Source organism: Entomomonas asaccharolytica (assembly GCF_016653615.1).
Taxonomy (GTDB): Bacteria; Pseudomonadota; Gammaproteobacteria; order Pseudomonadales; family Pseudomonadaceae; genus Entomomonas; species Entomomonas asaccharolytica.
The window spans coordinates 3,113,866-3,133,887 of record NZ_CP067393.1 but is presented as its reverse complement, the minus strand read 5'-3'; the positions used below and the strand labels follow the sequence as shown (position 1 = coordinate 3,133,887).

20 protein-coding genes are annotated in these 20,022 nt (G+C 37.8%); 7 read left to right on the top strand and 13 right to left on the bottom strand.

The window, feature by feature from the left end; translation table 11 throughout:
* The first annotated feature begins 21 nt into the window (after positions 1-21).
* The 5 genes from JHT90_RS14705 to lpxB all read left to right on the top strand — a co-directional run bounded on the left by JHT90_RS14705 (position 22) and on the right by lpxB (position 3,998).
* Entirely contained in the window at positions 22-525 is a 504-nt protein-coding gene (locus tag JHT90_RS14705; protein ID WP_201092385.1) for an OmpH family outer membrane protein, read from the top strand.
* Positions 526-536: 11 nt separating this feature from the next.
* Complete coding sequence (gene lpxD, locus JHT90_RS14700) at positions 537-1,583, top strand: UDP-3-O-(3-hydroxymyristoyl)glucosamine N-acyltransferase (protein WP_201092383.1); 1,047 nt, start codon at positions 537-539, stop codon at positions 1,581-1,583.
* 66 nt (positions 1,584-1,649) lie between these two features.
* Positions 1,650-2,093, top strand: coding sequence for a 3-hydroxyacyl-ACP dehydratase FabZ (gene fabZ, locus JHT90_RS14695; RefSeq protein WP_201095933.1), 444 nt, complete (start codon positions 1,650-1,652; stop codon positions 2,091-2,093).
* Entirely contained in the window at positions 2,090-2,866 is a 777-nt protein-coding gene (gene lpxA, locus JHT90_RS14690; protein ID WP_201092382.1) for an acyl-ACP--UDP-N-acetylglucosamine O-acyltransferase, read from the top strand. The genes fabZ and lpxA overlap by 4 nt, the downstream gene beginning before the upstream one ends.
* The gene (gene lpxB, locus JHT90_RS14685) at positions 2,826-3,998 is read left to right on the top strand and encodes a lipid-A-disaccharide synthase (protein WP_236253982.1); all 1,173 of its coding nucleotides are present in this window, start codon (positions 2,826-2,828) and stop codon (positions 3,996-3,998) included. The genes lpxA and lpxB overlap by 41 nt, the downstream gene beginning before the upstream one ends.
* Here lpxB and tcdA read toward each other — a convergent pair.
* The 10 genes from tcdA to JHT90_RS14630 all read right to left on the bottom strand — a co-directional run bounded on the left by tcdA (position 3,988) and on the right by JHT90_RS14630 (position 16,305).
* Positions 3,988-4,794 carry a tRNA cyclic N6-threonylcarbamoyladenosine(37) synthase TcdA gene (gene tcdA / locus JHT90_RS14680; RefSeq protein WP_201092381.1) on the bottom strand — a complete coding sequence of 269 codons (807 nt, stop codon included), beginning with the start codon at positions 4,792-4,794 and terminating at the stop codon, positions 3,988-3,990. The genes lpxB and tcdA overlap by 11 nt on opposite strands.
* Complete coding sequence (gene rnhB / locus JHT90_RS14675; protein ID WP_201092380.1) at positions 4,791-5,408, bottom strand: ribonuclease HII; 618 nt, start codon at positions 5,406-5,408, stop codon at positions 4,791-4,793. Before rnhB ends, tcdA begins: the two co-directional genes overlap by 4 nt.
* Positions 5,409-5,497: 89 nt before the next feature.
* A complete protein-coding gene (locus tag JHT90_RS14670) occupies positions 5,498-5,839 on the bottom strand; it encodes a DMT family protein (RefSeq protein WP_201092379.1) in 342 nt (113 codons plus the stop codon).
* Positions 5,840-5,932: 93 nt separating this feature from the next.
* Positions 5,933-7,681 (bottom strand): DUF1302 domain-containing protein, encoded by a 1,749-nt coding sequence (locus JHT90_RS14665; protein WP_201092378.1) that lies wholly within the window; start codon positions 7,679-7,681, stop codon positions 5,933-5,935.
* A gap of 178 nt (positions 7,682-7,859) precedes the next feature.
* Positions 7,860-8,654 (bottom strand): enoyl-ACP reductase FabI, encoded by a 795-nt coding sequence (fabI, locus tag JHT90_RS14660; protein WP_201092377.1) that lies wholly within the window; start codon positions 8,652-8,654, stop codon positions 7,860-7,862.
* A gap of 3 nt (positions 8,655-8,657) precedes the next feature.
* Positions 8,658-10,286 (bottom strand): ABC transporter ATP-binding protein, encoded by a 1,629-nt coding sequence (locus JHT90_RS14655; RefSeq protein ID WP_201092376.1) that lies wholly within the window; start codon positions 10,284-10,286, stop codon positions 8,658-8,660.
* Between the two features lie 5 nt (positions 10,287-10,291).
* Positions 10,292-11,491 carry an ABC transporter permease gene (locus JHT90_RS15300; protein ID WP_236254131.1) on the bottom strand — a complete coding sequence of 400 codons (1,200 nt, stop codon included), beginning with the start codon at positions 11,489-11,491 and terminating at the stop codon, positions 10,292-10,294.
* A 10-nt stretch (positions 11,492-11,501) separates the two neighbouring features.
* The gene (locus tag JHT90_RS14640) at positions 11,502-12,584 is read right to left on the bottom strand and encodes a microcin C ABC transporter permease YejB (RefSeq protein ID WP_201092375.1); all 1,083 of its coding nucleotides are present in this window, start codon (positions 12,582-12,584) and stop codon (positions 11,502-11,504) included.
* A 3-nt stretch (positions 12,585-12,587) separates the two neighbouring features.
* Positions 12,588-14,483: an extracellular solute-binding protein gene (locus JHT90_RS14635; protein ID WP_201092373.1), complete on the bottom strand. Its 1,896-nt coding sequence runs from the start codon at positions 14,481-14,483 to the stop codon at positions 12,588-12,590.
* Between the two features lie 7 nt (positions 14,484-14,490).
* Positions 14,491-16,305, bottom strand: a complete 1,815-nt coding sequence (locus JHT90_RS14630; protein ID WP_201092372.1) for an extracellular solute-binding protein — start codon at positions 16,303-16,305, stop codon at positions 14,491-14,493.
* Between the two features lie 223 nt (positions 16,306-16,528).
* Here JHT90_RS14630 and JHT90_RS14625 point away from each other — a divergent pair, with 223 nt between their 5' ends.
* Complete coding sequence (locus JHT90_RS14625) at positions 16,529-16,687, top strand: hypothetical protein (RefSeq protein WP_201092371.1); 159 nt, start codon at positions 16,529-16,531, stop codon at positions 16,685-16,687.
* Between the two features lie 8 nt (positions 16,688-16,695).
* Here the strand turns inward: JHT90_RS14625 and JHT90_RS14620 are convergent, their stop codons facing one another.
* Positions 16,696-17,124, bottom strand: coding sequence for a VOC family protein (locus JHT90_RS14620; RefSeq protein WP_201092369.1), 429 nt, complete (start codon positions 17,122-17,124; stop codon positions 16,696-16,698).
* Between the two features lie 155 nt (positions 17,125-17,279).
* Between JHT90_RS14620 and JHT90_RS14615 the strand changes: the two genes are divergently transcribed.
* Complete coding sequence (locus tag JHT90_RS14615; RefSeq protein WP_201092367.1) at positions 17,280-18,113, top strand: Tim44 domain-containing protein; 834 nt, start codon at positions 17,280-17,282, stop codon at positions 18,111-18,113.
* 60 nt (positions 18,114-18,173) lie between these two features.
* On the opposite strand, the gene JHT90_RS14610 is transcribed toward JHT90_RS14615, so the two are convergent.
* Complete coding sequence (locus tag JHT90_RS14610) at positions 18,174-18,572, bottom strand: SufE family protein (RefSeq protein ID WP_201092365.1); 399 nt, start codon at positions 18,570-18,572, stop codon at positions 18,174-18,176.
* Positions 18,569-19,786 carry an aminotransferase class V-fold PLP-dependent enzyme gene (locus JHT90_RS14605; RefSeq protein WP_201092362.1) on the bottom strand — a complete coding sequence of 406 codons (1,218 nt, stop codon included), beginning with the start codon at positions 19,784-19,786 and terminating at the stop codon, positions 18,569-18,571. Before JHT90_RS14605 ends, JHT90_RS14610 begins: the two co-directional genes overlap by 4 nt.
* Positions 19,787-20,022 lie beyond the last annotated feature (236 nt).

Here is a 20,022-nt window from a genome sequence, read left to right as displayed (position 1 = left end):
AGGTTTTTAGGAGCGAAATTTATGTATAAACTTACTAAGCTAGCGTTAGTTGCCTTTCTAGCATTTAGTGCTCCAGCTTATGCTGAAATGAAAATAGCGGTGTTAAATTATCAGATGGCATTATTAGAATCTGATGTTGCCAAAAAATATGCTGTAGATTCTGAGAAAAGATTTGGTCCACGTATTACTAAATTAAAATCATTAGAAGAGCAGGCGAAAAAATTACAAGATAATTTAATTAAAAATGGCTCAAAGATGAAACAAGCTGAACGTGAACGTTTAGAGCTTGAACTTAATCAAAAAGCCCGTGATTTCCAAATGCAGTCTAAAGAACTCAATGACAGTAAAATGAAAGCAGATCAAGATATGCTGAAGATTATCAAGCCAAAATTGGATAAAGCAGTTGAAGATGCATTGAAAGCTGGCGGCTATGATCTAGTGTTAGAAAGTGGTGCTGTAGTTGATGTTAAGCCACAATATGATATTACTAAACAAGTGATTGATCGTTTAAATAAAATGAAATAAGGCAAATTGTTATGCCTAAATATACGCTTGCGGAATTAGCAGAAAAATTTAATGGAACTGTTAAAGGTGATCCAAACCACTCAGTAAGTGGCTTAGCCAGTTTACAAACAGCCACAGAAAATGATTTAAGTTTTTTAGCGAATGCTCAATATAAGAAATATTTGTTAGATACCAAGGCAGGCGCTGTTCTACTTAAGGCAGAACAAGCAGATATGTTTGTTGGTAATGCCATTATATTAGATGACCCTTATCTAACGTATGCCAAAATTTCTTACCTCTTCGATACTAAACCTATTAGTCAGGCAGGTATTCATCCTACAGCAGTTATTGCTGATTCAGTGAAAATTGATCCTACAGCGAGTATTGGCGCTCATGCCGTTATTGAAGCAGATGTAGTTATTGGTGCAAGAACGGTGATTAGTGCCCATTGTTTTATTGGTGCTCGTTGTGTAATAGGTGAAGATGGCTGGCTTGCTCCTCGTGCTACTTTATACCATGACGTTAAGATCGGTAAACGAGTGGTAATACAATCAGGTGCTGTGATTGGTGGTGAAGGCTTTGGTTTTGCGATTGAAAAAGGAAATTGGTTTAGAATAGCCCAAATTGGCGGCGTTACATTAGGTGATGATGTCGAAATTGGAGCTAATACTACAGTTGATCGTGGCGCATTGGCAGATACTATTATTGGTAATGACGTTAAGTTAGATAACCAAATTATGATTGGTCATAATGTACAAATTGGTGACCATACTGCAATGGCAGCTTGTGTTGGTATTTCAGGTAGTACCAAGATTGGCAAGCGTTGTATTATTGGTGGTAGTGTTGGCATGGCAGGTCATTTGGAGATTTGTGACAATGTTATATTAACAGGTATGACGATGGTCACTAGATCTATTTCCGAGCCAGGTACTTATTCTTCAGGTACTTCTATGCAGACATCTGCCGAATGGCGTAAAAGTGTTGCTCGTTTTCGTCATTTGGATGAGATGGCGCGCAAGATACAACAGCTAGAAAAAAGATTAGCAGAAGTAGAGCAAAACGATAAAAGTTCTTCATAATTTAGTGGCTTTTATAATATACTGCTCGGTTAAATTACAATATTAGATAGGTCCGCATTGATGAAGATGGATATTAAAGAGATTTTTGAACATTTACCGCAACGTTACCCATTTTTATTGGTAGACCGCGTCGAAGAGTTAGATATTGATGGTGAAGTAAAAACTATCCGTGCTTATAAAAACGTCACAATTAATGAACCATTTTTTGAAGGTCATTTCCCTAACCATCCTATTATGCCAGGTGTGTTGGTATTGGAAGCTATGGCACAAGCAGCAGGAATTTTAAGCTTTAAAATGATGGGGCAAAAACCTACTGATGGTACTTTGTATTACTTTGTAGGCACTGATAAATTAAGAATTCGTCAGCCAGTATTACCTGGTGATAAATTAGAATTAAGAGCTAAGTTTTTAGGTGCTAAGCGTACTATTTGGAAGTTTGAGTGCCAAGCTCTAGTTGATGGTAAAGAAGTGGCTGCTTCTGAGGTAATTTGTGCGGAACGCAAATTATGACTTTGATTGATTCACGAGCTATTGTAGATCCTAAGGCTAAATTAGCGGATAACGTTAAAGTTGGTCCATGGTCTATTGTTGGTCCAGATGTAGAGATCGGTGAAGGAACAGTAATAGAATCTCATGTTATTATCAAAGGCCCTACCAAGATAGGGTGTCATAATCATATTTATCAATTTTCTTCTGTAGGTGAAGATACACCAGATATGAAATATAAAGGTGAACCTACACGTTTAGTGATAGGTGACCATAATATTATTCGTGAAGGGGTAACTATTCACCGCGGAACGATTCAAGATCGCAGTGAAACCACTATTGGTAATCATAATTTAATTATGGCTTATGTCCATATTGGGCATGACTCAGTGATTGGTAACCATGTGATTATGGTGAATAATTCTGGTGTTGCAGGTCATTGCCATGTGGGTGACTGGGCAATATTAGGTGGTTATGCTTTAGTGCATCAAAATTGCCATATTGGAGCTTATAGCTTCTTAGGGGCAGCTTCTTTTATTAGTAAAGATGTACCTGCTTTTGTTTTAGTATTAGGTAACCCTGCTGAAGCACGAAGCATGAATTTTGAAGGGTTGCATCGCAAAGGCTTTGCTGATGATGTTATTCATGCTTTACGAACAGCATATAAAATTGTTTATCGTAAAGGATTAACAACAGAACAAGCTATTAATGAATTAGCTGATTTAGCGAATCAATATACCGAGGTCGCTTTATTCCGTGACTCAATCATCAATTCCAAGCGTGGAATTACACGCTAATACCCAGCCTCTTTGTATAGCGCTAGTAGCAGGAGAGGCTTCAGGTGATATTTTAGGCGCTGGCTTAATGGCCTCCCTTAAACAACAGCATCCCAATATACAATTTATTGGTGTTGGTGGCCCTAAAATGGAAGCTGAAGGACTGGTTTCTATGTTCCCTATGGAGCGTCTTTCTATTATGGGTTTGGTAGAAGTTTTAGGCCGTTTGCCTGAACTTATCAAACGTCGTGCTAAATTAATTAAAGACATTATCGCGGCTAAACCGGATGTGTTTATAGGTATTGATGCCCCTGATTTTAATCTAGGTATTGAACTAAAACTACGGGAAGCAGGCATTAAAACCATTCACTATGTGAGTCCCTCTGTATGGGCATGGAAGCAAAAACGTGTTTTTAAAATAAAAAAAGCCTGTGACTTGGTATTAACATTATTTCCTTTTGAAGCTAAGTTTTATGAGAAATATGATGTGCCTGTTTGTTTTGTAGGTCATCCATTAGCAAATACAATCCCCTTAGAAGTTGATAGAGCGGCTGCTAAAACAAAATTGGGTATAGCTCAAGATAATAAAGTGGTTGCATTAATGCCAGGTAGCCGAGGTGGGGAAGTTAGTCGGTTAGCACCTGTATTTCTTAAAACAGCAGATATTATTTTCAAGCATTATCCCACTGTAAAATTTGTTATACCTTGTGCCAATCAACAGCGTAAAGAACAGATTGAGCAATTATTGGTCTATTATCAACTGCCTATTACTTTACTGGATGGACAGTCTCATGAGGCTTTAGCTGCTTGTGATGTAGTATTAATTGCTTCTGGTACAGCTACCTTAGAAGCATTACTTTATGAGCGACCAATGGTAGTAGCTTATAAATTGGCTTCTCTCACCTATTGGATTGCAAAACGTTTGGTAAAAACACCTTATGTTTCTTTGCCTAATATCTTAGCTGGAAGATTATTAGTACCAGAGATGATTCAAGAACAAGCGGAACCTGATAAGTTGTTTGCTGAATTACAACCGTTACTAGATGGCAAAACTAAAGAGCAAACAGATAATTTCAAAGCTATTCATTTAACTTTGCGGCAAAATGCTTCTGAAAAAGCTGCTACAGCAACACTTAACTTAATTAACTCTTAAGTGATTGTCGTTCACTAGGACGACGGGAACCATTCACTATTTTTTCTACCATTTTTGCAGCTGCGGCCATGCCAAAACTAGCGGTAACCATGGTGACTGCACCAAAACCACCTGAACAATCTAAACGAGTCCCATCACCAGTAAATCCCTTAGCTTGGCAAACAGTACCATCTGCTTGTGGGTAACGTAATTGCTCTGTAGAAAACACGCAAGGCACACTGTAATGACGGCCAGCCGTTTTAGAAAAACCGTAATCTCGACGTAATAAAGAACGAACTTTTGCTGCTAGAGGATCATTATAAGTTTTATTTAAATCAGTAATCTGGATTTGAGTTGGGTCTATTTGTCCGCCTGCGCCACCTGTTGTAATAATTTGGATTTTGCGACGTTTACACCAAGCAATTAAGGCAGCTTTAGAGGTTACACTATCTATACAATCAATAACACCATCTAAATCATTATGAATTATCTCTGCCATGGTATCGCGAGTAACAAAATCGATAACGGGATGTACTTTGCAAATTGGATTAATTTGTTGAATACGTTCCGCCATTATCTCTACTTTGGTTTTGCCGACATCCATTTGTAGTGTATGTAATTGACGATTAGTATTGGAGATACAAATATCATCCAAGTCAATTAAAGTCAGTTCACCAACTCCAGTTCTAGCTAGTGCTTCTGCTGCCCAAGAGCCTACACCACCGATACCCACAACAGCGATATGTGCCTTTTGCAGGCGAGCTAACCCCTGCTCACCATATAAGCGTGCAATACCTGCAAAACGAGGGTCTATCATAAGGAAGTTCTTTCTTTAATTAATTCAGCAGCCATTCGTACTGGTGCAAATGAGTAGCGATGAATAATAGTTGGGCCTAGTTGCTGTAGCGCAGCTAAATGAGTAGCTGTTGGATAGCCTTTATGGCCTGCTATACCGTAGCCTGGATATTGTTTGTCCAGTTCTACCATTTCTCTGTCACGGCTTACTTTGGCGAGAATGGAAGCAGCAGCAATGGCAGGAACGGTTGCATCCCCTTTAATCACTGCAGAGCAGGGTATATTTAATTGGGGGCATCTATTGCCATCAATTAAAGCCAGTTTCGGCGTTATTTTTAAACCTTCTACTGCACGTTTCATGGCTAACATAGTAGCATGTAAAATATTTAGTTCATCTACTTCTGCAACTTCTGCGCGCGCAATAGACCATGCTAATGCCTTTTGTTTAATTTCTTCAAATAGAGATTCACGTTTTTTTTCAGACAGTTTTTTAGAGTCATTTAAGCCAGCAATAGGTTTACTGGGGTCAAGAATAACGGCTGCTGTCACTACTGGGCCGCATAAAGGGCCTCTGCCCACTTCATCAACACCTGCTATTAAATCTTCCACTAAATTAAAATCTAATCCTAATTGCATTGTATTACCTTTGACATTAATTGATTAATTATAGCAGTAAACTTAATCAATGATATTTTGCTCTAGTTTATATTATTGTAATACAGTTATTAGCTGCGAAAGATAAAAAACACTGCACCCATCATACAGATTCCAGCCCATAGGTAATCGAGTTTTAGGGGTTGGTTCATCACATAAATGCTAAAGGGTACGAATACTGCAAGGGTAATCACTTCTTGCATAATTTTTAATTGCCCTAAAGAAAGTTGGGTATAACCAATTCGATTAGCAGGTACTTGAATTAAGTATTCTCCTAACGCAATTACCCAACTTACTAAAGCCGCAATAATCCATGGTTTACTTTGCATGCTGCGTAAATGGCCATACCATGCAAAAGTCATAAATAAATTAGATACGGTAAGCATTAATGCAGTAATTAACCAAACGGGCATGATTGATTCTCTATGATAGTTAAAAGTGATATTTTAGTGTTTTTTATAAAGAGTAATAGAGGCTTAGAGAATACTTTAGTAGAAAAGTTTTATTTAGAATTTTAAACCTATTTCTAGACTGGCGAAATCTCTATCTGACCAAGTGTTATAGCGACCACCAAAGAAATTGGTGTAGTTTAAAGTGACATAGTAAGTTTTTAGATATTCTGCCGTTACACCTAAACTAATCGCTTTACGTGCTTCTACAAAAGTAGCCTCATTGCTTGGTGAATAACCTTGTACATCGTGCAACCAACTTATACTAGGTTTTAGCGTTAAACGGGGTAACAAAATATCTTGGTATTGCCATTCGCCTTGGATTCGATAACCCCAAGCAAAACGAGTAGTGAAGCCATCTTTTTCACAATAGCGTGTGCTAATTGTGCAATCATAGCCACTACCAAATACGGCATCACGGCCATACAAAGTTTGCTGACTGAGACCAGCAATATAAGTCATGCCTAGCGCAGAAGTTAAGTAAAAGGTTTTGGCTCCCATTACTTCATTAGCTGTTTTAGTTAAGCTGGTTTGTAATTGACTCACCCGTTTACGATCATAGCCTCTAATTTTTTGATTGGCTGTTAAAGTATTGGTTTCACCAAGGGTATTTTTAAATAGTTCAATAGGACTAATTTGAATGGGCTTATTGGGTCGATAACTAAATTCACCGCGCCATATTAAATCGGCACTAATATCTTTAGTAAAACTAATCCCATATAGATGAATATTTTCAGGATAGTCAATAAAGTAACTCGAATGGCCTGCTAACCATTCTGGAGCAAGTTGGCCTAAACTTGTTGCTTGGTTAATTGCCGTTTGATTGGCTGAACGACCATTGATAAAGCCTGTACGGCTATGATAATTAATAAAATAGAAACCTAAATCTGTAGCAATTGGTTCAGCATAATAATTGACGGCTATACCAAATTGTCCAGAAGTTTTAGCTCGTTTATCTTTTTCACGTCGTAATAAAACGCCTTCATTATTTATATTAACACCTGTAAGAGCAGCCAAATCAGCACTAGATAATTGATTGGTGGAACGTAATACGCGTAAGTTATCTGTACAGCCATGGGTTGTATAGTCGTTAGTGGCGAAAAAAGAATTACAATTTTCAGAAACAGCAGGGCGCCAATCCAGTTGATAAAAAAATTCAGTAGAAAGGTTTTGAGTGAGCTGTTGGGAAAAAGACAGTAAATTCACAGGTGTGCGTTCAGCACGAGTATTCATATCTGAACGCCAGCCTTCTCGGTTATCAATAGGATTGATTACATTAATACCACCTGTAATAAAACGTTCCTCTCCCCAATTAAGTAATTGTCGACCTAAACGAACGGTGCCTTGTTTATCAGCTAGTTGGTAGTGGTGGTACACAAAAGCTTGTTGTAATTCTGCCCCTGAAGACCGTGAACTAATATAGCGACCACGATCACTAATATTGGCAAAAGGTTGCCGTTGGTTTTTTTCTACAAAGTCATACCAGTATTGACCACTAATAAGCAAGCCATAGTTGTCATATTTAAGGTGCATACTGTGTTTGCCCTTAAATAATCGGGAAAAGCTATCGCCTTTTTTAAAATTTAATCTATTATTGTCATTGGTTGTAGCTAAACCCCTACCACCATTGTTACGACCTATAAGATTATGGTCTGCTTTGGCAGTTGCCCAGCTATTTTTGATAGAGAATTCAGTTTCAAATTGTCCTTCTACAGGACCAATACTAAAAGGAAGGGCATTGGCATTTAGGCTGACTAGTACTATTAGCAGGGAGCTAACAAAAAAAGGCTGTTGGTATAACGGCATCTTTAGGTATTTCCCTAGCTATCACTATTGCGCTACACTTTTATACATCATTGAATGACTTTGTGGACTAGGTGGTAATGTCTTCGTCATTCGCTTTGTCTAAAATGATATAGCAAAAGCTGTACTGTTAATTGAAATAAGGTAATACCATCCAGCAGAAGCTGGATGGTGAGTAGAATTAGTCTTCTAAGGTACCCATAGCAGTTGTGTTGAAACCACCATCTACATAAAGGATTTCACCAGAAATACCAGAAGCTAAATCTGAACATAAGAAAGCAGCAGCATTACCTACTTCATCAATAGTTACATTACGACGAAGAGGCGTTTGGCGTTCATTAGCCGCTAACATTTTACGGAAGCTTTTAATACCAGAAGCAGCCAAAGTACGGATAGGACCAGCAGAAATAGCATTAACACGTATACCTTCTGGGCCAAGGCTACCTGCTAGGTAACGTACACCAGCTTCAAGGCTAGCTTTTGCCATACCCATAACATTGTAGTTAGGCATAGTGCGCTCAGCGCCAAGATAAGAAAGAGTTAATAATGAACCGTTACGGCCTTCTAGCATTTTACGGCCAGCTTTCGCTAGAGCAACAAAGCTGTATGAGCTAATATCATGAGCAATTTTGAAACCTTCACGGTTAGTCACTGCGGTGAAGTCGCCATCTAATTGGTCGCCTGGTGCAAAACCTACTGCATGCACAATAATATCAATACCATCCCATTTTTTACCAAGATCAACAAATACTTGTTCAATCTGTTCATCACTAGCTACATCACATGGAAAGCACAAATCTTTGCTCGAACCCCAGCCTTCAGCAAATTCTTCTACACGACCTTTCAATTTATCATTTTGATAAGTGAAGGCTAGTTCTGCACCTTCACGATGCATAGCAGCAGCAATACCAGAAGCGATTGATAATTTACTTGCAACACCAACAATTAACGCACGCTTACCTGTTAAAAAACCCATAGTTTATTCCTCTTTTGGAACTGTTTCATTGTCATTAATGGGAGCCAAAAATGCAGCTTCCAATAATTGCTTAGTATAGGGATGTTGAGGAGAGGAAAAGAGTTGCTCGGCAGGCCCTTTCTCTACCACATGCCCTGATTTAATTACCATCAGTTGATGACTGAGTGCCTTGACTACAGCTAAGTCATGGCTAATAAATAAATAAGCAAGATTATACTTCTCTTGAAGTGATTTAAGAAGTTCTACAACTTGCTTTTGTACAGTACGATCTAACGCTGAGGTAGGTTCATCTAATAAAATGAGCGATGGTTTAAGTACTAAGGCGCGCGCAATAGCAATACGTTGCCTTTGTCCGCCAGAGAACTCATGGGGATAACGATTAATACAATCTTCATCCAAACCTACTTCATTTAATGCTCTAATAATAGCAGTTTCTTGCTCGTCTCGCGAACCTATGTTGTGAATTTTTAAGCCTTCTCCAATTATTTGTCCCACTGACATTCGGGGGCTAAGGCTACCAAAGGGGTCTTGAAATACCACTTGCATTTGGCGACGAATAGGGCGCATTTGTTTTTGGTTGTATTGATCAATTTCAAGTCCTTGGAAATTAATTTTGCCCTGACTTTTTAGCAGTTTTAATACAGCTAAACCAAGTGTTGATTTACCTGAGCCACTTTCCCCCACTATACCTAATGTTTCACCTTGCCGTAGGGTAATATCTATACCATCAACTGCTCGAAAATATTCTTGCTGGCGACTTAATAATCTTTTTGGTAAAGGAAACCAGACTTTTAAATCATCAACCCTTAATAATTCAGCACCTAACTTTTTAGACGAAGGGTAACCTGTCGGTTCTGCTGCTATAAGTTCTCGTGTATAAGGGTGTTGTGGATTTTTAAATAGTTGCTCACAGTCTCCTTGTTCAACTATTTTACCTTCTTTCATTACACATACATGGTGAGCTATGCGTCTTACGATATTCAAGTCATGGCTGATAATAAGCAGTGACATTCCCATACGTTTTTGTAGATCTTTTAGTAGATCTAAAATTTTTAGTTGAACGGTAACATCAAGTGCAGTCGTTGGTTCATCAGCAATTAGTAGTGCAGGTTCACAGGCAAGTGCCATTGCTATCATAACCCGTTGCCTCTGTCCTCCAGATAGTTGGTGGGGAAAAGCATTAAGTTTGGTTTCAGGTTTTTCAATACCTACTAAGGTGAGTAATTCAATAATCCGTGCTTCTGCTTTTTTTCCTCGCATCCCCATATGCAGTGCTAAAACTTCACCAATTTGTTTGCTAATTTTATGCAGAGGATTTAATGAGGTCATAGGCTCTTGAAAAACCATGGCTATTCTGTCACCGCGAATAGCTCTCATTTTTCTAAGTGGTAATTTTAATAAGTCTTCGCCATCATAAGTGATGCTACCTGTTGGGTTGCTAGCTGCAGGATAGGGTAAAAGCCGTAAAATAGAGTGGGCAGTCACTGACTTGCCAGAGCCACTTTCCCCAACTAAGGCCGTTGTTTGGCCTTTTTTAATACCGAAGCTAATATCTTCAACAACTCGACGTACAGCATTGTCAGATGTGAACTCTACCGATAAATTACGAATTTCGATTAGGTTATCAGCCATGATGATTATCTCCTTGGGTCAAATGCATCACGGGCTGCCTCACCAATAAATACCAGTAATGACAACATTATGGCTAATACAGAGAAGGCACTGATACCGAGCCAAGGTGCTTGTAAATTTTCTTTACCTTGCCTTACTAACTCACCTAGTGATGGTGCACCAGCAGGTAAACCGAAGCCTAAGAAATCTAAAGAAGTAAGCGTGCCAATAGCGCCTGTTAAAATAAAGGGTAAAAAGGTCATGGTAGAAATCATTGCATTGGGTAGAATATGTTTAAACATAATGCTGCTATTACGCATGCCTAAGGCGCGTGCAGCCCTGACATATTCAAGGTTACGACCGCGTAAGAATTCAGCACGTACCACATCAACCAATGCCATCCATGAGAATAACAACATAATGCCTAATAACCACCAAAAATTAGGTTGCACAAAACTTGCTAGAATAATCAACAGGTAAAGCATGGGTAGCCCTGACCAAATCTCCATAAAGCGCTGACCGACTAAATCGATCCAACCACCATAGAAACCTTGAATAGCCCCTGCAATGACACCTATAATTGAGCTAATAATAGTAAGTGTTAAGGCGAATAATATGGAAATACGAAAACCATAGATAATTCGAGCTAACACATCTCGCCCTTGATCGTCAGTTCCAAGCCAATGCCATGATTTTACGGGTGGTGGTTTACCTTGCATATCAACACAATATAATTTATAGGTTGCAGCAGGTAGTGAGGCTGTTTTAGCTAATTGTTCTATATCAGGTAGTTTGCTAGCGCTATCGAATGCAGGATAAGGAGCTTTTGTGCAGCCATTAAAATACTCTGTTTTATAACTCCAAAAGGGTGGAGCAGGTGCAGGTACTTTCATATCATAATCGATACTTTGATAACTAAAACGAATAGGTGCCCAAACCATCCAGCCACCTTTTTGTTTAATTAATTCTTGAATATATGGCCCTTTGTAATTTGCCTCAAGGGGCAATGGCATTTCACCACCAAAGACTTCTTCGTTATAACGTACAAACGCAGGGAAATACCAATTACCATCAAAACGAAAAATCAGCGGCTTATCATTAGCAATAATTTCTGCACCTAGACTAAGTACAAATAGTGTAATAAATATCCATAATGCAAACCAACCACGTTTATTGGCTTTAAATTGAGCGAAGCGTCGCTTATTAAGTGGTGATAGTCGAGTCATAAATCCCATATCAATTTTCCCTATTAGCAAAATCGATACGTGGATCAACTAGGCAATAACAAAGATCGCCAATTAACTTCATGATTAGCCCTAACAACGTAAAAATAAATAAGGTACCAAATACTACAGGGTAATCACGACTTATAGCTGATTCAAAACTCAGCAAACCCAAGCCATCTAATGAAAAAATAACTTCAATTAATAATGAACCTGTAAAAAACATAGCCATAAACGCAGCAGGGAAACCAGCGATAACAATTAACATCGCATTTCTAAATACATGTCCATATAAAACTTGTCGTTCAGTTAACCCTTTAGCGCGTGCAGTAATAACATATTGTTTGCTGATTTCATCTAAGAAACTATTTTTAGTTAAAAAGGTTAGGGTAGCAAAATTGCCTATCACTAAGGCAGTAATGGGTAATGCTAAATGCCAAAAGTAATCAGTAATTTTTCCCCATAAAGATAATGAGTCAAAATTATTAGATACCAAGCCACGCAGTGGGAACCAGTCAAAATAACTACCGCCAGCGAATAAAATAATCAATAAGATAGCAAATAAAAAGGCAGGAATAGCATAACCAATAATAACCACAGTGCTTGTCCAAATATCAAATTTGCTATTATGGCGTATGGCTTTGGTGATACCTAAGGGGATAGAGATTAAGTACATTAATAAGGTACTCCATAACCCTAGAGAAATAGAAACAGGCATTTTTTCTAGGATTAAGTCAGTCACATTTGTATCTCTATAAAAGCTTTTACCTAAATCAAAGGTGGCATAATTCTTTACCATTATCCAAAAGCGTTCACCTGCTGGTTTATCGAAACCATACATTTTCTCAATTTCTTTAATGAGATCAGGATCTAGCCCTTGTGCCCCGCGATAACCTGTACTGACTGAAACCTCACCGCCACCTCCTGTAATACGACCAGTGGCGCCACCTGTTGCTGCATCTAAACCTTCAAGGCGTGCAATGGTTTGTTCTACAGGGCCGCCAGGCGCTGCTTGAATAATAACGAAGTTAAGTAACAAAATACCAAATAAGGTAGGAATAATGAGCAGTAAACGCCGTAAAATATAGTCAGACATTTATTATTTGCCTACCTGTTCTGTAGTTGGCTGCTCTGTTTTAGAAGCAGGTTGTGTTGTGGGATTTTTGGGATTTTGTTGCATGGTGTTATCTTTTTTAGGCTCAGTATCTAAAGCCCACCAAGTAAACAGGCCATAATCATAGTCTGGCGCTATTTCAGGTTGGCCAAATTTATTCCAATAAGCTATACGCCATTTATCCGTGTAGTAATTCCATACCACGTAGTAGCCCCATTGTAAAACACGGTCTAAAGCCCTCGCGTGGAGAATTAAACTTTCTCGAGAGTCAGTTTGAATAAGCTGTTCAACTAACTTATCTACCACAGGATCTTTTAAACCAAGAATATTTTGACTGCCAACAACATCGGCACTAGATGATGACCAATAGTTGCGTTGTTCATTACCTGGTGAGGTGCTTTGTCCCCAAATATAAGAAACCATATCAAAATCATGTGAGCGAATACGATTGATAAATTGAGAGGTATCCACACGGCGGATTTCCATATCAATGCCTATTTCAGCTAGATTATTTTTAAATGGTAAAAGAACGCGCTCAAGATTTGCTTGGTGCATTAAAAATTCAAATTTTAATTGCTGACCTTCTTTATCAACCATTTTGCCATTTTTAATTTCATAGCCAGCCTCTTGTAATAGTTGATAAGCCTTGCGTTGTTGTTCTCGGATAATACCAGAACCATCTGATTGGGGGGCAGTAAATACAGTCGTAAATACTTCATCAGGTACTTGTCCTCTAAAAGGCTCTAAAATTGTTAGCTCTTTTTCGGTAGGTAACTCATGAGCTGCCATTTCTGAGTTTTCAAAATAACTACTGATTCGTTTATAACTATTATAAAAAAGTTGCCGATTTGACCATTCAAAATCAAACAATAAACTAATAGCTTGCCTCACTTTTTTATCTTGAAAAATAGGGCGCCGTAAATTGAAAGCTAATGCTTGGATATTTGCAGTATTATGATTGGTTAGTTCTTTTTTGATTAACTTTCCTTCTTTTAGGGCGGTACCTTCATAGCCAATTGCCCAACTTTTAGCAGAATATTCTAAATTAAAATCAAATTGCCCAGCCTTAAAAGCTTCTAAAGCAACGGACATATCACGGTAATAATCAATAATTATTTTATCGAAATTATAAAAGCCTTTAACAACAGCTAAATCTTTTGCCCACCAATCTTCTACTCGTTCGTATTCAATACTGGCATTGGCTTTTACTTTACCTATTTTATAAGGACCACTGCCTAATGGCGGAATAAGATTTGTAACTGTAAAGTCTTTATCTTGCCACCAATGTTTAGGCAATATTGGAAGTTGTCCTATAATCATTGGTAATTCACGGTTATTTTTAACCTTAAACCTAAATAGTATTTGATGTTTATTTTCTACAATTACTTTGCTTACATCTGCATAGTATTGACGAAAAAAGGGGCGTCCATCACTTTTTAAAATATCAAAAGTAAAGGCTACATCTTCAGCCGTTATAGGATGACCATCATGAAATTTAGCTTCTTTACGTAAATAAAAACGTACCCAACTTGAATCTGGTGCTTTATCTATTTTTTCTGCAACTAGTCCATAGATTGTATTGGGTTCATCATAAGATTGAATAGTTAACGTGTCATAGATTAAGCCAACATAATCCGCAACCTGACCTTTGGGTATAAAACCATTGAAGGAGTCAAAACCACCATAACTGGCTAGTCTTAACGTACCTCCTTTAGGCGCGTCAGGGTTAACATAAGCAAAATGTTTAAAGTCAGCGGGATATTTGGATGGCTCACCATACATGGTCATAGCATGCTGAGGTTTTGCTTGAGTTAAAGGGCAAATAAAGCTCACTATTAAAATAATTAATAAGGGTAGAGTTTTATTAGTTGTTATCACCATGCGCTACTCACTTTTTTAACCACCAACCACGTAACCCCATTGTATAGGGGGGAGATTTAACCGTACCAAGTTTGTTTTGATAAGCGATACGTGTGCTATCAATATACCAATTAGGAATCATATAGTAATTCCATAATAATACTCTATCCAATGCTTTAGTAGCAGCAACTTGTGCTTCTCTGGTTTTTGAAGCCAATAATTGTACTAGTAAAGCATCGACTACAGGATTAGTAACACCCGCAAAGTTTTTACTACTTTTGCCCCATGCTTGGCTAGAATGAAAATATAACCACTGTTCAAAGTTAGGATTTAAACTTTGTGGTAATGTCATTAGAATCATATCATAATCAAAATTATCGAGTCGTTGTTTATATTGAGCACGATCCACAGTTCTTATGGTTACATTGATACCCAGTAGGTTTAGATTATTACGGTAGGGTAATAAAATACGTTCTAAGCTTGGATTGACTAATAAGATTTCAAAAGACAATAATTCCATTTTATCATTTCGCATACCGTCTCTAGTAGCGTGCCAACCTGCTTCTTTTAGTAATTTAAAAGCCTGTCGAAGAGTATCTCTACTTAAACCACCAAATTGATTTTTTGGCAGTTGAAAGGGCGTGGTAAACAGTTGCTCAGGTAATTTATCACGCCATGCGCCTAGTAGCAGTAATTCATTACCTTTAGGAATACCTGTTGCTGCAAACTCACTGTTGGGATAATAGCTTTCACTGCGTAAATAACTATTATTAAATAAAGTACGGTTTGACCACTCAAAATCAAATAGTAAAGAGAGTGCTTGCCGTACTTTAACATCTTGAAAGATTGTGCGACGAGTATTAAAGAATAAACCTTGGGATTGCGCTGGAAGTTTATTTTTAATTTCTTTCTTAATGATTTCGCCACGTCTTACTGCAGGGAAATTATAAGCTGTTAGCCAGTTTTTAGCTTTGTTTTCAATATAGATATCAAACTCGCCTGCTTTAAATGCTTCAAAAGCTACCGTTGAATCACGATAAAACTCAACTTCAACTCGATTAAAGTTATACTTTCCTTTATTAACCGCTAATTTTTCTCCCCACCAATTTTTTACACGTTCAAATACTAAACGCCTACCTGGTTCAACAGCCACTATTTTATAAGGGCCACTATTTAATGGAGGAGTAAAAGTGGTTGCTGCAAAGTCTTTATTAGCCCAATATTTTTTTGAAATAATAGGCATTTCCCCTAAACGTAAAATAGTTAGGGAGTTACCTACTGTTTTTAAATCAAAACTAATACGGTGCGGCCCCATTATACGAACTTTATCCACATCTTGTAGCATGGCGCGATATTGCGGATGACCTTTTTCGGACAGACTATAGTAAGAAAAAGCAACATCTTCGGCGGTAATTGGTGTACCATCATGAAAACGTGCTTCTGGGCGTAGATTAAAAATAACCCAACTGCGATCATCAGGATATTCTATTGTTTTGGCGATTAAGCCATAATTAGAGGCAGGTTCGTCTCCAGATGGATCATAGATACCACTACCTACCATTAAAGTTTCATTAAGCTCGTTAACACCATATTGGTAAAAGTTAGGTGTAGCAATGGGGCTAGTACCCTTTATTGAATAAGGATTTAGGGTGTCAAAAGTACCTGTAGCCATTATTTTAAGCGTGCCGCCTTTGGGAGCTTTAGGATTTACCCAAGCAAAATTTTTGAAATTAGCAGGGTATTTAAGTTGTCCAAATTGCGCATAACCATGGCTTTCATAGGTGGCTGCTAATCCTTGATTTGTTATTATGATACTTAATAACAACAATATTACTTTATGCAAAAATGTTTACTCGCTAATGACTAAATTTTTAAATTCTAAAATATACCTATCTCACTTGCGCTTGGCTAGTTATTTTGTATTTTTAAAATGAGTTAAAGTAAGGCATATTTAGGGAAAATGCTACCAAAGTTATAGCCCTTTCTTGACTTTAATATAACTTTATTATTTGTTTGCTAATGATACGCTAATACTCTGTAAATAGTTTAACCTAAAGGAGCGAATTATGAACAAAGAAATAGATATTAAATGTCCAGCCTGTGGCAAGATTTTTCAAGTAACTGAACAAACTTATAAAAAGAATGAGGATATTGTTTGTCCTCCCTGTGGCAAAGCATTTAAGCCCCAAGGTAACGAGCTTAATAAGAAAGCTAAAAGTGAATAGCAGTATTGTTACTTGATTAATAAACTACCATCAGGATTAAATTGCCACATCGCGCCGTAAGCAATTTCCCATAGATACCCATCTAAGTCTGTAAAGTAACCATGGTAGCCACCCCAACAAGTAGTTTGAGCTGGTTTGATAATGTTAGCGCCTGCTTTTGCCGCTTGCTCAAGTATTTGTTCGACTTGCTCTGCAGTTCGCGTATTGTGCGCTAAGGTAATTCCAGAAAAACTAGCTTTGCTTGGTATTTCCTGTAAAGCATCTTCCGCTAGCTGTTGATAGGGGTATAAAGCTAGACAGCAGCCAGTTGTTTTAAAGAATAAAATTCCATCGTCAGGAGTGCCGCTGGTTGCAAAGCCTAAACCGTGGTGATAGAAATTATAAGAATCAGTTAAGCTTTTCACACCTAGGGTGATAATACTAATTCTTGGTTCCATGCTTTCTCCTGTTTAAAGACTGTATAGTCTTTTACTACTGTGATAGACTTTTGCAAAGAAAAGAAACAAAATTAATCACTATTGGTAATGAAATATTAATAATATGTCACCATGTAGTATAAAGATTTATCTGTTATTGAGGGGATTTTTTCATAATGCAACGTATTTTTAGCTTTTTTGCAATCGTTTGTCTTAGTTTATCGATGGTATTGGTGAGTTTTGATGCTGATGCAAGACGTTTTGGTGGCGGCCGTTCATTTGGCAAAGCCCCTTCTCATCAACAAAGCCGTCAAGCAACACCTAATAGGCCTGCCACTAACCCTAATCAACAGGCTGCGCCTGGTAGAAGTTGGATGGGACCTTTAGCTGGTTTTGTCGCAGGTGGTTTGTTAGCTTCGTTGTTTATGGGTGGTTTTAATGGTATCAATTTCTTCGATATTATTGTTATTGGCTTATTAGCCTTCTTTATTATTCGTTTTATCAGAAGCCGTATGAGACCACAACAACAGGGCGCTAATAATTCTGTTAATACATTCCAAGGACATGATAATAATCAATCTCCTATCTTTGGAACACAGCGAGTAACAACAACTAGTGCTGAACCTGTGATTAATGCACCTGCTTGGTTTAATGCAGATTCGTTTGTAGCGGCAGCTAAAGAGCATTTTATGTCATTACAAGAGCATTGGGATGCTAATGAAATGGATAAAATAGCTGAGTATGTGACGCCTGAGTTGTTAACTTTCTTAAAGCAAGAGCGTGCAGAAGCAGGTGATGGTTTCCAGTCAACTTATATTGAAAATCTTGATGTAGTGCTTGATGGAGTAGATAACGATGCTGAAAAAACGGTAGCAACTTTAACGTTTACAGGCGTTGCTAAGACATCTCGTTTTGATCAAGGTGAAGCGTTTAATGAAAGCTGGCGGATGGAGCGTGAACAGGGTGAGAATAAGCCTTGGTTAGTGGCAGGTATTCGTCAAAATATGTAATTTGCTATTGCATAGTAAAAACGGTAACTTGCTTAAGCAGTTACCGTTTTTTTATGTTTATTAAATAGATTTTATTTTCTGAAAAATGGCTTTTAAACCATCGCGCCGAGAGCTTGATAATTGTCTAGCTAATCCTAGCTGTAGAAACCAATCTTCTAAATCAATTTGTTTTATTTCATCAGCGGTTAATCCATTTACTCGAACTATTAGTACCACTAATAAACCGCGCATTAACCGTGCATCGCTGTATGCTTTAAAGTGCCATAACTGGTTGTGTTGTTCTGCAATTAACCAAACTAGGCTTTCGCAACCTTGAACTTGGTTTTTATCAATTTGTTCTTTTTCATCCAACGGTTGTAATGTTGCACCTACTTGCATCAGTAGACGCATTTTTTGTTCCCAACTATTGGCAGCAGTAAAGGTATCAAGAATCTGTTGGGCTGTATTTGAAAGACTCATGCTAATAACTCAACTGCTTTATCTAGCGCTATTAGGAATTGTTGAATATCGTCTTGGTTATTATAAAGTGCTAAAGAAACCCGAATAGATCCATTTAAGCCCAATGTATTATAAAGAGGCATACAACAATGTTGTCCCGCACGAGTAGCAATATTTTGTTCACTGAGTAGTTGGCTTAAATCGGAGGGATGAATGCCTTTAATATAGAAACTAATAAGTGATTGATCAGGTTGACCTAAAATACTTACACCTTCGCGTTGAGTTAACTCATTGATAAGGTAAGTTAGAAGGGCTTGTTCATGATTTTTTATCGCCACTCTATCTTGAGCATTTAGATAATCAATGGCAGCGCCTAATCCTAGTACTGAGCCGATAGCAGCAGTACCTGCTTCAAATCCTAATGGGGCAGGATAAAAACTAGCAGTTTGATAGGTAGCAATTTGTACCATTTCTCCACCAAATTGCCAGTGATGGAGTTTATTTAGTTGCTCTGTTTTGCCATAAAGTACACCTACTCCCTCAGGGGCATAAAGTTTATGCCCTGAAAAAGCATAAAAGTCACAGTCTAATGCTTGTACATCAGTAGATTGATGCACAACACCTTGTGCGCCATCTATAACGGTGATAGCACCCTGTTGCTTAGCCATTTGGATAAGCTGTTTAATAGGCTGTAGCGTTCCAAATACATTGGACATTTGACTAACCGCTAACAGTCGGGTTTGCTGATTAATCAATGTTTGAGCAGCTTGTAAATCAATTACTCCCTCAGTGGTAAATGGCAATACCACTAATTCGAGTCCTTTCCGTTGCGCCAATCGTTGCCAAGGTAAAAGATTGGCATGATGTTCTAAGCCACTGATGACAATATTACCCGTATTGGGCAGGTTAGCTTCTAAACCATATACTAATAAGTTAATGCTTTCGGTGGTACTGCGGGTAAAAATAATTTGCTCATCAGTGGCAGCATTTATAAATTGAGCTACTTTGTGCCTAACGTGTTCAAAATCATTAGTAATTTTTTGTGCTAATGGATATTGAGCACGATGAATATTAGCCGATCCTTGTTGGTAGTACTCGGTAATAGTCTGTATTACAGAGTTAGGTTTTTGTGAGGTAGCAGCACTGTCTAGCCAAACTGTATTTTGTTTTGCTAAATTTTGTAGGGCAGGAAAGTCTTTACGCCAAGCTGAGTTTAAAATATTTGTGTTTTTCATAGCGCTATTATAGGGAATAACAGTACAGAGCTAAATTACTTTTCACTACAAAATCTATTTAAAAAACAACATCTCCTTATTAACTCTAAGGCTAACGTCTTATTGTCGTCCATTAAATGTTTGATTACTCTCATAAGGTATAGATGATTTGTAACATTAGCCTAACCGATTAAATAAAAGCTTTAGGCTTTCTACGGTGATAACAATCGATTGTATTATAAGTTTCTACTTATAAG

What these genes read in the sequence shown, in the direction of transcription:
- JHT90_RS14640 (WP_201092375.1), bottom strand. Translation starts at nt 12,584, where the DNA reads ATGTCTGACTATATTTTACGGCGTTTACTGCTCATTATTCCTACCTTA.
- rnhB (WP_201092380.1), bottom strand. Translation starts at nt 5,408, where the DNA reads ATGCAATTAGGATTAGATTTTAATTTAGTGGAAGATTTAATAGCAGGT.
- tcdA (WP_201092381.1), bottom strand. Translation starts at nt 4,794, where the DNA reads ATGATAGACCCTCGTTTTGCAGGTATTGCACGCTTATATGGTGAGCAG.
- JHT90_RS15300 (WP_236254131.1), bottom strand. Translation starts at nt 11,491, where the DNA reads ATGACTCGACTATCACCACTTAATAAGCGACGCTTCGCTCAATTTAAA.
- JHT90_RS14705 (WP_201092385.1), top strand. Translation starts at nt 22, where the DNA reads ATGTATAAACTTACTAAGCTAGCGTTAGTTGCCTTTCTAGCATTTAGT.
- JHT90_RS14635 (WP_201092373.1), bottom strand. Translation starts at nt 14,483, where the DNA reads ATGGTGATAACAACTAATAAAACTCTACCCTTATTAATTATTTTAATA.
- JHT90_RS14615 (WP_201092367.1), top strand. Translation starts at nt 17,280, where the DNA reads ATGCAACGTATTTTTAGCTTTTTTGCAATCGTTTGTCTTAGTTTATCG.
- lpxA (WP_201092382.1), top strand. Translation starts at nt 2,090, where the DNA reads ATGACTTTGATTGATTCACGAGCTATTGTAGATCCTAAGGCTAAATTA.
- lpxD (WP_201092383.1), top strand. Translation starts at nt 537, where the DNA reads ATGCCTAAATATACGCTTGCGGAATTAGCAGAAAAATTTAATGGAACT.
- JHT90_RS14610 (WP_201092365.1), bottom strand. Translation starts at nt 18,572, where the DNA reads ATGAGTCTTTCAAATACAGCCCAACAGATTCTTGATACCTTTACTGCT.
- fabI (WP_201092377.1), bottom strand. Translation starts at nt 8,654, where the DNA reads ATGGGTTTTTTAACAGGTAAGCGTGCGTTAATTGTTGGTGTTGCAAGT.
- JHT90_RS14655 (WP_201092376.1), bottom strand. Translation starts at nt 10,286, where the DNA reads ATGGCTGATAACCTAATCGAAATTCGTAATTTATCGGTAGAGTTCACA.
- JHT90_RS14665 (WP_201092378.1), bottom strand. Translation starts at nt 7,681, where the DNA reads ATGCCGTTATACCAACAGCCTTTTTTTGTTAGCTCCCTGCTAATAGTA.
- JHT90_RS14605 (WP_201092362.1), bottom strand. Translation starts at nt 19,786, where the DNA reads ATGAAAAACACAAATATTTTAAACTCAGCTTGGCGTAAAGACTTTCCT.
- fabZ (WP_201095933.1), top strand. Translation starts at nt 1,650, where the DNA reads ATGGATATTAAAGAGATTTTTGAACATTTACCGCAACGTTACCCATTT.
- JHT90_RS14625 (WP_201092371.1), top strand. Translation starts at nt 16,529, where the DNA reads ATGAACAAAGAAATAGATATTAAATGTCCAGCCTGTGGCAAGATTTTT.
- JHT90_RS14670 (WP_201092379.1), bottom strand. Translation starts at nt 5,839, where the DNA reads ATGCCCGTTTGGTTAATTACTGCATTAATGCTTACCGTATCTAATTTA.
- JHT90_RS14620 (WP_201092369.1), bottom strand. Translation starts at nt 17,124, where the DNA reads ATGGAACCAAGAATTAGTATTATCACCCTAGGTGTGAAAAGCTTAACT.